The sequence below is a fragment of the Nostoc commune NIES-4072 genome (assembly GCF_003113895.1).
Taxonomy (GTDB): Bacteria; Cyanobacteriota; Cyanobacteriia; order Cyanobacteriales; family Nostocaceae; genus Nostoc; species Nostoc commune.
Genome location: NZ_BDUD01000001.1, coordinates 3689600 through 3703148, shown reverse-complemented (window position 1 = coordinate 3703148; position 13549 = coordinate 3689600). Strand labels below are relative to the sequence as shown.

Sequence of the window (13549 nt, the reverse complement as noted above, 5' to 3'; positions counted from 1 at the left end):
TTTGATAATTTATCCGCGTCACAAAAGTAGGCGAGTAAGCTTATTCCTTCAATGTATGGGATGAATCGCTACTCGCTATCTTGGTCATTAGTCAGTAATCATTAGTGCTGAGTCTACGAAAATCGTGAAAAACGTACTAATGACTTCTTGACTAGATTTACCCACAGCTTGAAGCTGTAGGATGAGTAAACGCATCTCCTTTGTCCACCTCAAAATACTTACCTATTTAGTTCAAAATCCTCACTCATTGTTATTATCGGCGAACCAATCACTTTAAGACTTCTTCCTACCATTAGATTAAGTAGATATAAAATTACTAGATTACTTATAAAGATTTGGTGATTTTTTTTCATAATAAAAAGTGACTCAGCGTTGTAATTACTGTCTTACAAGGCTTTATTGTGGTAGCGAAGATCACTAAAACGTGAATGAAACATAAGTTTTTATGCTAGTATTTCAAGAAAGTCATAAATAATTTTGAGCGTCAAGAAGATTCAAAATGCTGATTTTAACAAGCTATTAATTCTAGTTCGACATGTAGAAATATAGCTTTTGATGTATTACTAAATCTATTTATTATCTAGGTAATGGTAAGGCGGGATGTCATGGTACAGGCTACTCTTCAATTAAATAAACTACCAACGATTGAAGACGCTAAATTTGCGCTTGACTTTAATATACAAAATGAGATTAAAGTTTCAGCTTGGGGGGAGCAGGTTGAGTCAGCTATTGACGCTGGCAAAGTAACTGTACCTACTTGTATTTGTTTAGACTTAGAAGACTTAAAGTGTTTTGAACCAGTAGAGCGCCAGTATGAACGCTGGGGAGTAATTTTTCACAATTCTATAGCAATACAGCCATCAAATCCAGCATTTCCAGCCTATTCAGGGCTAACAGTTTTAATGGGAGCGCCCAAAAGCGGATTCTTAGAGGCTACTTTCTTGCAGCCGGTTAATTCAGTTAGCGCCTTTGTCACTAGTTCGCAACGGCTAGTGCTTTCCGCTTATGATCGCGATCGCCAACTCATCGCTCAAACTGTACTACCAAGCGCCAATCTTGCCAATTCAGACTCAGCAATTTCCCCCAATACCTTATTATCTATAACTGGGAATAACATCTACAGCGTTACCTTCTGTGCTTTTGATGGGCAATTCACCCTTGATAACTTTCGTTTTTGTCTTTAAAAACCCTTTATGCCCTTGCTCTGAGCCATTTAAAATGGTATCTTGATTTCCGCCGTGCTGTACTAGTCTACTATGCTGCCCTTAAAAACCGGGCATCTTGTGGTTTGGGTCTTCACCCTTTCTTCAACCGTAGTAAAACTTATACAATAGTTAATTTCATAATCAAGTAGGTAAACACTGTGGCACAGGCTTCGTCTTCTTGGCAGCAATTGATCAACCAGCTTCCCAACTGGAACTGGTCGCATCCATTGTTCAAGACAAAGGGAGCAACAAAGCAGCAAAAATTTAAGCGCTTCTCTGGGCCTGGAGGCTTTCTTGGGTTCTTGACAATCGTCGTCGCCATGTTGTTGTGGAACTGGATGCTGCTATTGGCTCTCTCAATCGGCGTTGGGATAATGGTATTGGTTTACTCAATGCAGGAGTGGGACTGGCAATTACACTGGTCTAAAATACGTAAGTTCTTAAACAGTTCAAATCGTCGGTTAGCCTTAGCAGTCATAAGTGGTGGTCTTGCTACTGTCACTACTTACATGGCCGCGGCAATTTGGGTTGACTCTCACAGTTCTTGGATTGCTGCTGGTGCTATTGTGCAAGGCATGGGAACACTGTTGACTTTAGTTTTATTGGTCTGGCAAATTGTCAACTTCTATGAAAATCGAGAAGAAGACCACCTAGATCAATTGTTGGTAAATTTAACAGAAAAAGATCCATTAAAGCGAATGATTGCCCTACGTCAACTAACTAAAGTCATCAGCCGTAAGCGAGTTGATTCTTCAGTCCAGCAAGATGTTGTGGAATGCTTGCAACTCCTACTCAGTCGAGAGGAAGAAGTTGCGATCAGAGAGGCAGCTTTTAAGAGTTTACAAGCCTGCGATGACCTCCGGTCGGTCAAAGACCATAGCTTACAAGTTCTACCCCCCAAAACAGCAACAACTTTCACACCCGTATCAGCAAAAGTCAAGCACCACGTTTTTTAGTCATTAGTCATTTGTCCTTTGTTCTTTGCAAATGACCAATGACTAATGACTAATGACTAATAACTATTTTCGAGACAACTGTCCATTGCGAACTTGCATTACCGGATGATTGCATCGCCGTACCAATTGTTCATCGTGGGTAGTAACAATTACTGTAGCCCCAAAGGAATTTAACTTCTGGAGAATCTGAATCACTTGCCAGGAATTATCTGGATCGAGATTTCCAGTCGGCTCATCCGCCAGTAACAGGGGTGGTGTACCAACGATCGCACGAGCAATACTCACCCGTTGTTGCTCTCCCCCAGATAATTGATCTGGAAAGCAGTCAGCTTTACTCAGCAAACCTACCAGCTTTAAGGTTGGTTCTAAGCGTCGTTGAATTTCTTTACGGGTATACCCTTGAGCTTGCAGGACAAAAGTCACATTTTCTGCTACTGTTCGCTGGGTAATCAGTTTGTAGTCTTGAAACACGATGCCAATTCGTCGCCGCAATAATGACAAGCGATCGCCCCGTAAACCCGCTACATTACACCCATCAACAATTACTTCTCCTTGCGTCGCTAACTCCTGGCCATACAGCAGTTTCAAAAGCGTTGATTTACCAGAACCACTTGGGCCTGTGATAAACAGAAATTCTCCCTTTTTTACCTCAAGGTTCGCATTTAACAAGGCGTGAGAGCCATTAGTATAGGTCTTGGTTACAGATTGCAATTGCACCTTGACAGTAGTATTGCTAACCTGCTGTTGAGTTTTATTATCCTCTCTATGAACTGATTTGTTTGTTTGAACTTGAGTTGTTAATACTGGCATTGTTAAATTTTCCTTATCCCCACAACCAAATAGCTTACGGGCTTAGATTAGCTTATTCCTCTCAAAAATAAGGATTCCCAGGTTTTGCCTGGGAATTAAAAATTTAACAAAGAAAATTTAAATTTTTTGAAGACTTTAATACGAACTAAGTAATAGCACTCAGAATTGGGCATTGGGCATTGGGCATTGGGCATTGGGCATTGGGCATTGGGCATTGGGCATTGGGCATTGGGCATTGGGCATTGGGCATTGGGCATTGGACACGGGGACACTCTTACACAGAGATAGTATTTGATCTTTTTCTGCGCCACGTCTCCTCATCCCCATGCCCTATGCCCTATGCCCCATGCCCCACTCTCAACTAATTGCACCCCTTGCTGTCAAACGATAAACAAAAGCTTTCACAGCAAACGCTGGCAAAGCCAACATCCGCCGCCAACGCCAAGGTTCTTGATAAAGCCGATACAACCATTCCAAATTATTATTACCTAACCAGGCGGGAGCGCGAGTTTTAGCTCCCGACCAAATATCAAAACTACCACCAACACCAATCCAAATTGCTTGAGGACACAAATAGCGGTTTTCGGCAATCCATAACTCTTGACGTGGTACTCCCAAACCGACAAAAATCACTTGTGGCTGCAATTGAACCAGAGTTTCTCGCAATTGTACTTCTTCTTCTGGGGAATGGTAGCCTGAGTGAGTGCCTACTATACTTAAATCTGGAATTTGCTGCTGCCAAAAATCTGCCGCAGTTGAGGCCACTCCAGGCGCTCCTCCATAGAAAAAAACCTTTGCCCCTGTCTTCTGTTGCCCGATTTCTTGCAAAAGCTTTTCTGCTAATTCAATTCCCGGAAAACGCTGCACTTTTTGCCATAACAGCCATCGTAAATACAGAACAACCCCGGCTCCATCTGGAATCACTAGTTCAGCTTTTTTAATGACCTGAGCTAGGATTTTATTCTGCTCTGCCTGCATAGTCATTTCTGCATTAAGCGTTACTACATGAATTCCTTTGCCTGCACGCAGGCATTCTAACAACCAGCCTGGATAGTTGGCCATCACATGAACCGGTATTCCTAACACTGAAAATGCTTCATTGCCTTTATACATAGCCTATTCTGGATTAACCTCACACCAGATTTACTTGAATGTTAAGTTTATCAAATTTTTTATATTAGAAGTTAAGCACGAGAGATTCCCATTGCCCTGCAACAATAGAAAGCATAACTAATTAGTCTTGGGCGCTTGTAATTGGGCTGAACCAGTCCAAATTTTATTGTTGAAGTGTAATATTCTACTAAGTATAAAACGCTCAACTTGTAACTCTGGTTCCGGGAACAGAAACCTCCACTATACTACTTGTGGTTAGTGTGGGAGTATATCACAAAACTCGACTTTCTGGTTAAGGTAGTGTAACGGTCTGAAGTTGGCTATGAGTAAAATTCGTATCGCTCTGATTGAAGATCATGATCTAACTCGTGTAGGTATTCGGACAGCACTACTGCAAAAAGCTGACATTGAAGTTGTAGGTGAAGCTGCCAATGCTGCTGAGGGGCTAAAGATGTTAAAAATGGTACAACCAGATATTGCCATTGTCGATATTGGTTTACCAGATAAGGATGGCATTGAACTGACACGGGAGGTAAAATCTACTGCTAATGGGCAGCAGCTATTAACAAAGGTGTTAATTTTGACGCTGCGGGATAACAAAGAAGCTGTATTGGCAGCTTTTGCGGCTGGTGCAGACTCTTACTGTATGAAAGATATTAAATTCGATAATTTGCTGGAAGCAATAAGAGTAACTTACAATGGCAACGCTTGGATCGATCCCGCGATCGCTCGAATTGTATTACAACAAGCGCAACAAAATCCGCAAAAGTTGGAATCAGCTTTTGTAGATACTAAGACCATTGCCTCTAACCCTGATTATGTCGATAATCTGGAAGGAATTCAACCTTACACCCTGACAGAAAGGGAATTGGAAGTGCTACAGTTGATTGTCGAAGGTTGTAGTAATGCAGTAATTGCTGAAAGGCTTTATATCACTGTTGGGACTGTTAAAACTCACGTTCGCAATATTTTGAATAAGCTATGTGCCGATGACCGTACCCAAGCAGCAGTCCGCGCCTTGCGTTCTGGGTTAGTAGGATAAGGTTAAATTGAGTGAACAGTTATCAAGTTTTAAAACACTGATAACTGATAGCTTTTGAAAATGATTAGTTATTAATTTTTTGTTGATTCTCAGGTGGGATAAAAATTATATTATCTCGCCATTCAAATATGTGAAAAATAAAGTCAAATATGGCTGATATTGGGGTGGAAAAACTTAAGCTCATGGTGGTAGATGATGAGCCAGATAACTTAGATTTACTCTACCGCACTTTTAGGCGAGATTTTCAAGTATATAAAGCCAATCATGCCTTCGGCGCACTGGAAATCTTGGATCAGTTTGGTGAAATGGCGGTGATTATTTCTGACCAAAGAATGCCAGAAATGAATGGCACCGAATTTTTTAGTCACACCGTAGAGCGCTTTCCAGACACGATTCGGATTTTGTTAACTGGTTTTACTGATGTTGAAGATTTGGTAGATGCGATTAACTCTGGTCAGGTATTCAAGTACATTACCAAACCCTGGAATCCTGAACGGCTAAGAGCCTTAGTTGAGCAAGCCACTGATACATATCGTCTAGTTAAGAAGCGCACCCAAGAGTTGGGTCGGGCCTTGCAGCGAGAATCTTTGTTTAATGCTGTAACAACGGCAATTCGAGAGTCTCTAGACTACGACAGTATGCTGCAAAAAATTGTCGCAACTATTGGACAAACATTTGAAGCAAGCAATTGCTTGCTCAGACCAGTAGAGGGCGATCGCCTCACACGAGACGAGTTCTCATACCGCGATCCGAAATCCGATGTATCAGATTGCTTCTTTGACCCCAGTGTTTTAATTGAAAAAGTGCTGGAAACCCGTCATTATCAATTTGCTCAAGATGTCTATGAGGGTAATCCTTCTCACCATCTGGTAGTGCCACTTAGCTATCAGCAGCATTTATTGGCTGTGTTGGTTCTCCACCAATGGGGACGCGATCGCCCCTGGCAAGACGAAGACATCCAACTGATTGCAGGCGTTGCCGAACAAGCAGCCTTAGCCCTATCTCAAGCAAAACTCTACCAGCGCCTCCAAGAAAAACAACAGCAAATTCACAATGAGTTGGAGGTAGCCCGCCAAATTCAATACAACTTGCTACGCCAAACTTTACCTGACATTAAAGGTGTGAAGGTGCAAGCCTGCTGTTACCCAGCGCGGGAAGTAGGAGGCGATTTTTTTGAAGTTTTTGTCCATCCCAAAGGCGATTTGTGGTTGGCAGTGGGTGATGTCTCTGGCAAGGGTGTCCCAGCTGCTTTATTTATGGCTAGTGTTATTTCAGTATTGCGCCGAGAATTATCTCAAGAAGCACCAGCCGAGCCAAATGTGGTCATGCAGAACCTCAACCATGCTCTCAGTGAAGATTTAATTAGCAACAATTATTTCATCACTCTTGTGTTAGCTTGTTATACCCCTAGCACTAAGGAACTCGTCTACACTAATGCCGGTCATATTTATCCACTGTTATGGTCACGTCAAGGTGCTTTAAATGACAATCCCAATTACCTAAAAGTTCGCAGCGTTCCTTTGGGGATCTTGCCTAAGTGGCAGGCACAGTCTGGTCATTTGGTTCTCGCTGCTGGAGATACATTGTTACTTGCCAGCGATGGAATTACAGAAGCTACAGTATCAAATAATTTTGCTTTTTCAGGAAAAACAGAGTCTGGCGTTGACGCAGTTAACCGTTCTATGCTGAATCAAGATGGTCTTTGGCAGCTCTTGCAACAAGAGGAACAACCGCTTTCTCTTAACCATTTACTAGCTCGCATCCAGGCAGACAACAACGTTCAAGAAGATGATCAAACTATACTTTCACTGGAGATTTTATAAGTAATGAAAAGTGAGCTTCATGTACCAAGTGACTTGAGTTTTCTTAATATTGTCGAAACCTGGCTGCTGGGATGTTTGAAAATCCAGCTAGGAGAATCTGTAGACTGGTCACGGCAATCAAGCCGTTTGAGGCTGGCTTTAGTAGAAGCCTACTCAAATGCAGTCCGTCATGCCCATAAGGACAAACCAAATTTACCAATTTTACTGCGTTTGGAAGTTAAAAATCGAGACCTTGCCCTCGAAGTTTGGGACTACGGCGAAGGCTTTGATATGTCTAACTACTATGCTCCAAACCCGATGGAAAAACAAGAGGGTGGTTATGGTTGGCTAATTATGAATCGTCTAATGGATAAAGTAGATTATCAGTTGCAGATTGATGGTGCCAACTGTCTAAAGTTAGAAGCTACTTTACCCGAATTAGTAAAATAGACAAAATCTCCACTTTTCAAGTAATGTGTTATGTAAATTTGCTGTATTGGATTTTTGGGGTACGAGCAAACATTGCCTAAGCTATTATGCTTATTTACTAGTTTTCACGGCGTAGAGAAAGTAACTCTTGGGGAGAAGCTAAAAGTTTGATTTTAGTATATGAAATTTGCCGTTGTTGGTTGAGGATAAATAACCACAAGACATTCACAGTACACCACGAAGTTTGTGCTTTGCCTGATACTTGGACTTGAATCGTAGCATTTTCTAAAGCCTCAGCTATTCCCGTGCTGGGATAAGCTTTAATGTTTTGTCCTTCTTGTTTTAAGTAGGCTGCGATCGCATCTGTCCCCACAATATCAGATTCAAATGGTGGACGCATCACACCATCTTGGGCAAATAAGGCAGCAGTTGCCTCAAATTCTCCTGCATTTAAGGTTTCAAAATAACGCAGTACACTTGTTTCTGTAATTCCCTCAATTTGGAATTCTTCTTTCAACTGTTCAGCAGAGGTCACGTCGCTTCGCTCCGAATTCAAAATTTAAAATTAACAATCGCCATAAATAAATTTATGGACTTGTATCCTTTTTTACTTTGGTTATGGAATTATTTGTATTATCCTACCTAAGTATTAATTTCAATACAAAAATAGCTAAAAAGAAACTTGCTGTTGAGATAGATTGCCATATTTGTAGAAATCTTCCTGACGATGGTAGAGATATTGCAATATAGCGGTTTTCAATTGTATGGATATAGACCACTCGTAGGGGCACAGCATTACTTATTGGTGTCAACTTAAGCTAGAAATAGCTTATCTGTTGGCTTCCACGCCCGCCCAGAAATGAATTTCAGGGCTAATAGCTAAAGTCTACTCAAGTAGACTAAAGATTTTTCGGATTATTTAGTTATCAAAAAAAGACTTGAGCTAAAAGCCAAGGAACTGAAGTTCCTTGTGGAACATGGTTTTTACGTTAAGTTGACACCTATGAGTATTACTGTGCCCCTACCATGTTTTGAATGCAAACGAAAAATGATATAAGTAAAAATTATAATTAAGTCAGCACAATAAAAGCAACCTATGTTAAGAAAAGTAAATAAGGCTCAAATCCTTTTTCTCAGACCAAGAACTGCCCCCTACCCCCTGTTTTATCCCAACGATAATTATTTATGCCGATCTACTTAGAGTAAGCAACAAATCTTAATCAAAGGTGTTGACTACGTAATGTATAATTAAATCGCCTTTTTTGAGGCAAAATACAGATAAAAAAATGAATCAGTATTCCGTAACAAGCAGCAATGTAGTAAAAGAAAAAGCCAGCGAGTTGGGCTTTCACAAGGTTGGGATTGCTGCTGTAGATAGGGTAGATACTACAGAAGCGCAGAGGTTACAAGCATGGATTGAACTGGGTTATCACGCTGATATGGAATGGATGGCTAACCCAAAACGCCAGGATATTCGCTTAGTTATGCCAGAGGCGCGATCGCTAGTGTGTGTGGCGCTAAATTACTATACGCCACATCAACGTCCAGAAGGCGAGGAATACGCCAAAATTTCTCGTTATGGCTGGGGAAGGGATTATCACAAGGTGATGCATAAAAAACTTAAGCAGCTAGCCGTTTGGCTAGAATCACTTGGTGAAGGTGTATTAGCTCGTTATTATGCAGACACTGGCCCTGTGCAAGATAAAGTGTTGGCACAACTTGCCGGAATTGGTTGGATTGCCAAAAATGGTAATGTGATTACACGGGAATATGGCTCTTGGGTATTTTTGGGAGAAGTGTTGACTAATTTGGAATTAGAGAGCGATCGCCCCCATACAGAACACTGCGGTAGCTGTACTCGTTGTCTTCAGGCTTGTCCTACGGGTGCAATTACTCAGCCTTTTGTCGTCGATGCCAATCGTTGTATTGCTTATCATACGATTGAAAATCGGGCAAAGGAATTGCCAGAGACAGTAATACCCAATTTGCAAGGCTGGGTTGCTGGTTGTGATATTTGCCAAGATGTTTGTCCTTGGAATCAACGTTTTGCTAACACAACTGATATTGAAGAGTTTCAGCCAAATCCTGGGAATATTGCTCCCAAACTGCTAGAATTAGCCCAAATCTCAGATCAGGAGTGGGATAAACGATTTCCAGCATCTGCCTTGCGGCGGATTAAGCCAGAAATGTTACGACGCAACGCCCTAGCTAATCTTGACGCATCCAGGCGAAATAATGACCCCGAAAGTAATTATTTTTGATTTTGATGGCACTATTGCTGATACAGTAGATGCCCTTGTAAGTATTGCCAATCGTCTAGCTGTAGACTTTGGTTATAGACACATAAGCCCAGAGCAATTATCCTTCCTGAAAAACTTAACATCTAGGGAAATTATTAAATACTCAGGAGTTTCTCTATTTAAGATACCTTTTTTAGTTAAAAAAGTTAAAGGAGAATTAAAAAACAAAATCCCAGAATTAAAGCCAATTCCGGGAATTAAAGAAGCATTAATAGAACTGCAAAATGAAGGATATAAATTGGGGATTATCACTTCTAATTCTAAAGAAAATGTTACGCAATTCCTAAGAATTAATGACTTAAATCACTTATTTGATTTTATCTACTCAGGAATTACAATTTTTGGTAAAACAACCATAATCAATAATGTATTAAGGCAAAATCAACTCCAACCTCAAGAAGTGATTTATGTTGGAGATGAAACCAGAGATATCGAAGCATCAAAGAAAGCAAATATCAAAGTAATTGCAGTAACTTGGGGCTTTAATTCACCGGAAGTACTAGCCAAGCAAAATCCAGATTATTTAATTCAACGGCCTAGCGAACTACTAAAAGTAATGAATAGTGGTCATTAGTCATTGGTCATCTCAACTATTGGCGACTCACCAAAACAGTAGGGTGGCCATGTATATCAATGTCCACCCTACAAAATAGTAAAATATTAGAAAAACTTAATTTTTCCGTTCACCCTTTTCTAAAGCTTCTTTTACTAGATCATCACTGACATTAGTTACACCCTCAGTCTTAGAATTTCCAACTTCCTTTGCTAACTCTGCATAATCGTCAGGATTACCAGTTGACTGCGCTTGAGTTGTTGTCTCTACTGGTTTAGAGGTTTGATATTTAGGTGCAGTGGCTGCTTCGGCTGCTGCTGCGCCTTTACCTGTGCGATCAACTTCACTAACGCTGAATTCTTGTGCAGTTGCATAATCAGCATCAAAATCGACGTTTGGCGCTTTCTCTTCACCACTAGCTATGCTTTCGGCAGCTAATTGAGCATCATGGGTGGGAGCTTCATTAACATTGGGCTTTACTTCATCAGGCATAATTAAAATCCTTAAGTTAAATTTTTTATTGCTTACTTGAAAGAGCATAACAAAGTAATTAATTCTTTACTTGCTCCCTTGGGAGAGGCTTTACCTCTATTAAAAGATAGATTCAAGCTGCAATTTGCAATTAATATAACTCTTTCTCTTGATAGTAGAATCTGATGCTCAAACTTTGGTAAGCCTTAGTTTAGCGTGTAAAATTTCTTTGGAAATAAAATTATGACTGCAAGTTACGATAAAACTATTTCTCAAGCCCAGAGCAATGAATCTCAAAATTTGGTAGATGCGTTTAACAATTTAGATACCGATGCAAAATTAGCCTGGTTCTATTTAGTTTATAAAAAAATGGGTGATTCTATCACACCAGCTGCTCCTGCTGCGGCCGAACCTGAGTTAGCACCACTTCTGCTAAGAGATTATTTTGAGTTATCAGATGAACAACAATTAGATATTATGCGGGATATAGTTAACCGCAAAGATACAGAATATTCTCGCGCTTATGGGGCGATAAAAGAAAACAATCAGCTGTTAGTTTGGTATGCTTGGGCAGCAGCTATGGGAGATAAGGTGGTTGACTTACCAGCTAGCTATGAACCAACTAAGGCAATTACTGATCTGGTTTCTCAAATTGAAGGATTAGATTTTGACGAGCAAATTTCGGTGTTTCGGACAATAGCTGGTGAAGTGGGTTACACCGATGTTAAGCCAATTGAGACGCAAGCTGATACTGGAAAAACATCAAGTTTGTAATCGTAACTGGCGAGTACCGCAAGGGGGAAGTCAAAAGTCACGTATGCTTTAATTATGGGCTTTTTGGCTGTGAAGTCGCTATTGTATAAACAAAGTCTGCCTACCCTATGAGAAAGCCGAGGGTAGGCGGACTTTAATAAATTATGACATAGCAACGCTACTCAAGTCAGATGGTGTGAGATTAGAGTGTACTACTTGACCATCACGGAACCAAACGATGCGCTGGGTTTGACGAGCAACTTCTGGTTCATGAGTTACCATGACAACAGTAATTCCACTAGCATTGAGTTCGCTAAAAATATCTAAGACTTCTTGGGTTGTGCGCGAATCAAGTGCGCCTGTGGGTTCATCGGCTAAGAGTACCACGGGATGATTAACGATCGCCCGCGCGATCGCTACTCGTTGTTGTTGTCCACCAGATAGTTGAGTTGGTTTGTTATTGAGGCGATTTGCTAAACCTACTCGCGTCAAAGCTTCGATGGCGCGATCGCTTCTTTCTTTTGGGTTCACACTAGCATACACCATTGGCAACATCACGTTTTCTAGGGCTGTTAGTTGGGGCAATAGATGGAATTGTTGAAACACAAACCCCAGCTTTTTATTACGGATGTGTGCTAATGAGCGATCGTCCATTTGAGCTACATCGAGGTTATCTAAATAATAATGTCCGTCTGTGGGACGGTCGAGACAACCGATAATATTCATGGCTGTGGATTTACCAGAACCAGAAGGCCCCATGATTGCACAATATTCGCCCTGTTCCACGATTAGGTTGACATCATTGAGCGCTCGTACTTCTGTTTCACCACTACCATAAATTTTAAAAATGTTTTCTAGTCGAATGATTGCCGATTTCGGTACAGCATTAGGAACCAGAGAATCGTTAATTGTAATAGTGTTTGCCATAAAAAGATAGTTCAGGAGTGCTGAGTGCTGAGTGCTGAGTAACCCCATAGATAAATCTAGGGGATTGAAGTAAGGACGCATTATTTCTCGTGCTACGCATCTCGAAATAAATCTTTTTTTGTTTTTCCATACCGCATGCTGGGGCTTCAAACCTTTTGTGCTGAGTGCGCTTATTACTTTTTTTACTCAGCACTCGTTACTCAGCACTCAGCACTGTTTCGGTAATCTGGGACTGGGAAGAGAGTAGCTTACCAGTTGTAACTATAGTAACTACCGTTGCTCTGAATATATGCTTTTCAAAATCTAGAATCCAACAGGTAGAGATAGGCTAGATAAATAACAGACACCTCTTAACGTAGAATGCGAGGAAGCTACCTGACAACGTTTGGATGTTACTTTAGAAATAACAGAAGACAAATATTTTAGCCTTCTGTAACATTTGGGTTCTAGTTTAAAGACGGAACAATGACACAAGCCAACTTATCTCAAACTCTAGCCGTCAATATTCCACCCACACTCACACTCACAGTTACCCATGAGCAGTTTATTCAGTTAGCACTGGCTAACCGAGATTTACAATTAGAACGAACTGCTACGGGAGAGTTGATTGTTATCCCACCAACCGGTAGTGATACAGGGAAGCGAAACTTTGACATTGCTGGACAACTCTGGTTATGGAACCGTCAAACGAAATTAGGTGTCGCTTTTGACTCATCTACTGGGTTTTATCTACCTAATGGAAGCGATCGCTCTCCTGATGCTGCTTGGATACGTCAAGAAAGATGGGATGCTCTGGCTTTAGAGCAACAAGAAAGTTTTGCTCCAATTTGCCCTGATTTCGTACTAGAACTACGTTCTAAAAATGACTCCATAGAAAAGTTACGCGCCAAAATGAGAGAATATATAGAAAATGGCGCTTGCTTAGGTTGGTTAATTGACCGGAAAAATCAAAAGGTGGAAATTTATCGCCCAAGTCGGGATGTAGAAGTTTTGAATAAACCAGCAAATCTGTCAGGGGAAGATATTTTACCTGGGTTTGTGTTGGATTTAACCGAAGTATGGAGTTGACCGAAGAGGCAGGAGCAGGGGAGGCAGGGGGAGCAGGGGAGGCAGGGGAGGCAGGGGGAGAGAAAAAAGCTTAACTGAACTGTATTGGGTTTTACCCTACCCTAACTACTACCCGAATTC

The 13549-nt window shown here is 41.0% G+C and carries 15 protein-coding genes; 9 read left to right on the top strand and 6 right to left on the bottom strand.

What is annotated here, in order from left to right; genetic code table 11:
* Window positions 1-605: 605 nt before the first annotated feature.
* Both CDC33_RS16515 and CDC33_RS16510 read left to right on the top strand, forming a co-directional pair.
* The gene (locus CDC33_RS16515; RefSeq protein WP_439956614.1) at window positions 606-1184 is read left to right on the top strand and encodes a hypothetical protein; all 579 of its coding nucleotides are present in this window, start codon (window positions 606-608) and stop codon (window positions 1182-1184) included.
* Window positions 1185-1363: 179 nt separating this feature from the next.
* A complete protein-coding gene (locus tag CDC33_RS16510; protein WP_109009383.1) occupies window positions 1364-2161 on the top strand; it encodes an armadillo-type fold-containing protein in 798 nt (265 codons plus the stop codon).
* 63 nt (window positions 2162-2224) lie between these two features.
* Here CDC33_RS16510 and ftsE read toward each other — a convergent pair whose 3' ends face one another.
* From ftsE to CDC33_RS16495, 3 genes are all read right to left on the bottom strand, one after another.
* A complete protein-coding gene (gene ftsE / locus CDC33_RS16505) occupies window positions 2225-2971 on the bottom strand; it encodes a cell division ATP-binding protein FtsE (RefSeq protein ID WP_109009382.1) in 747 nt (248 codons plus the stop codon).
* A gap of 159 nt (window positions 2972-3130) precedes the next feature.
* The gene (locus CDC33_RS38820) at window positions 3131-3292 is read right to left on the bottom strand and encodes a hypothetical protein (protein ID WP_219930039.1); all 162 of its coding nucleotides are present in this window, start codon (window positions 3290-3292) and stop codon (window positions 3131-3133) included.
* Window positions 3293-3328: 36 nt separating this feature from the next.
* Window positions 3329-4084: a WecB/TagA/CpsF family glycosyltransferase gene (locus CDC33_RS16495; protein WP_109009380.1), complete on the bottom strand. Its 756-nt coding sequence runs from the start codon at window positions 4082-4084 to the stop codon at window positions 3329-3331.
* A gap of 322 nt (window positions 4085-4406) precedes the next feature.
* Between CDC33_RS16495 and CDC33_RS16490 the strand changes: the two genes are divergently transcribed.
* From CDC33_RS16490 to CDC33_RS16480, 3 genes are all read left to right on the top strand, one after another.
* On the top strand, window positions 4407-5126 hold the full coding sequence (locus CDC33_RS16490) for a response regulator transcription factor (protein WP_109009379.1): 720 nt from the start codon (window positions 4407-4409) through the stop codon (window positions 5124-5126).
* 149 nt (window positions 5127-5275) lie between these two features.
* Window positions 5276-6949 (top strand): SpoIIE family protein phosphatase, encoded by a 1674-nt coding sequence (locus CDC33_RS16485; protein WP_109009378.1) that lies wholly within the window; start codon window positions 5276-5278, stop codon window positions 6947-6949.
* 3 nt (window positions 6950-6952) lie between these two features.
* The gene (locus CDC33_RS16480; protein WP_109009377.1) at window positions 6953-7378 is read left to right on the top strand and encodes an ATP-binding protein; all 426 of its coding nucleotides are present in this window, start codon (window positions 6953-6955) and stop codon (window positions 7376-7378) included.
* Between the two features lie 97 nt (window positions 7379-7475).
* On the opposite strand, the gene CDC33_RS16475 is transcribed toward CDC33_RS16480, so the two are convergent.
* On the bottom strand, window positions 7476-7892 hold the full coding sequence (locus tag CDC33_RS16475) for a ketosteroid isomerase family protein (RefSeq protein WP_181374033.1): 417 nt from the start codon (window positions 7890-7892) through the stop codon (window positions 7476-7478).
* 751 nt (window positions 7893-8643) lie between these two features.
* Between CDC33_RS16475 and queG the strand changes: the two genes are divergently transcribed.
* Window positions 8644-9618, top strand: a complete 975-nt coding sequence (gene queG, locus CDC33_RS16470) for a tRNA epoxyqueuosine(34) reductase QueG (protein WP_109009375.1) — start codon at window positions 8644-8646, stop codon at window positions 9616-9618.
* Window positions 9593-10231, top strand: coding sequence for an HAD-IA family hydrolase (locus CDC33_RS16465; RefSeq protein ID WP_109009374.1), 639 nt, complete (start codon window positions 9593-9595; stop codon window positions 10229-10231). The genes queG and CDC33_RS16465 overlap by 26 nt, the downstream gene beginning before the upstream one ends.
* 96 nt (window positions 10232-10327) lie before the next feature.
* Here CDC33_RS16465 and CDC33_RS16460 read toward each other — a convergent pair whose 3' ends face one another.
* Window positions 10328-10702 (bottom strand): hypothetical protein, encoded by a 375-nt coding sequence (locus CDC33_RS16460; protein ID WP_109012598.1) that lies wholly within the window; start codon window positions 10700-10702, stop codon window positions 10328-10330.
* A gap of 222 nt (window positions 10703-10924) precedes the next feature.
* On the opposite strand from CDC33_RS16460, the gene CDC33_RS16455 reads away from it, so the two are divergent.
* Window positions 10925-11455, top strand: coding sequence for an orange carotenoid protein N-terminal domain-containing protein (locus CDC33_RS16455; RefSeq protein ID WP_109009373.1), 531 nt, complete (start codon window positions 10925-10927; stop codon window positions 11453-11455).
* Between the two features lie 141 nt (window positions 11456-11596).
* Here CDC33_RS16455 and CDC33_RS16450 read toward each other — a convergent pair whose 3' ends face one another.
* The gene (locus tag CDC33_RS16450; protein WP_109012597.1) at window positions 11597-12361 is read right to left on the bottom strand and encodes an ABC transporter ATP-binding protein; all 765 of its coding nucleotides are present in this window, start codon (window positions 12359-12361) and stop codon (window positions 11597-11599) included.
* A 465-nt stretch (window positions 12362-12826) separates the two neighbouring features.
* Here CDC33_RS16450 and CDC33_RS16445 point away from each other — a divergent pair, with 465 nt between their 5' ends.
* Window positions 12827-13429, top strand: a complete 603-nt coding sequence (locus CDC33_RS16445; RefSeq protein WP_109009372.1) for a Uma2 family endonuclease — start codon at window positions 12827-12829, stop codon at window positions 13427-13429.
* Window positions 13430-13549: the final 120 nt, after the last annotated feature.

Coding starts and splice junctions, on each gene's coding strand:
- CDC33_RS16515 (WP_439956614.1), top strand. CDS start 606: ATGGTACAGGCTACTCTTCAATTAAATAAACTACCAACGATTGAAGAC.
- ftsE (WP_109009382.1), bottom strand. CDS start 2,971: ATGCCAGTATTAACAACTCAAGTTCAAACAAACAAATCAGTTCATAGA.
- CDC33_RS38820 (WP_219930039.1), bottom strand. CDS start 3,292: ATGAGGAGACGTGGCGCAGAAAAAGATCAAATACTATCTCTGTGTAAG.
- CDC33_RS16495 (WP_109009380.1), bottom strand. CDS start 4,084: ATGTATAAAGGCAATGAAGCATTTTCAGTGTTAGGAATACCGGTTCAT.
- CDC33_RS16490 (WP_109009379.1), top strand. CDS start 4,407: ATGAGTAAAATTCGTATCGCTCTGATTGAAGATCATGATCTAACTCGT.
- CDC33_RS16485 (WP_109009378.1), top strand. CDS start 5,276: ATGGCTGATATTGGGGTGGAAAAACTTAAGCTCATGGTGGTAGATGAT.
- CDC33_RS16480 (WP_109009377.1), top strand. CDS start 6,953: ATGAAAAGTGAGCTTCATGTACCAAGTGACTTGAGTTTTCTTAATATT.
- queG (WP_109009375.1), top strand. CDS start 8,644: ATGAATCAGTATTCCGTAACAAGCAGCAATGTAGTAAAAGAAAAAGCC.
- CDC33_RS16465 (WP_109009374.1), top strand. CDS start 9,593: ATGACCCCGAAAGTAATTATTTTTGATTTTGATGGCACTATTGCTGAT.
- CDC33_RS16460 (WP_109012598.1), bottom strand. CDS start 10,702: ATGCCTGATGAAGTAAAGCCCAATGTTAATGAAGCTCCCACCCATGAT.
- CDC33_RS16455 (WP_109009373.1), top strand. CDS start 10,925: ATGACTGCAAGTTACGATAAAACTATTTCTCAAGCCCAGAGCAATGAA.
- CDC33_RS16450 (WP_109012597.1), bottom strand. CDS start 12,361: ATGGCAAACACTATTACAATTAACGATTCTCTGGTTCCTAATGCTGTA.
- CDC33_RS16445 (WP_109009372.1), top strand. CDS start 12,827: ATGACACAAGCCAACTTATCTCAAACTCTAGCCGTCAATATTCCACCC.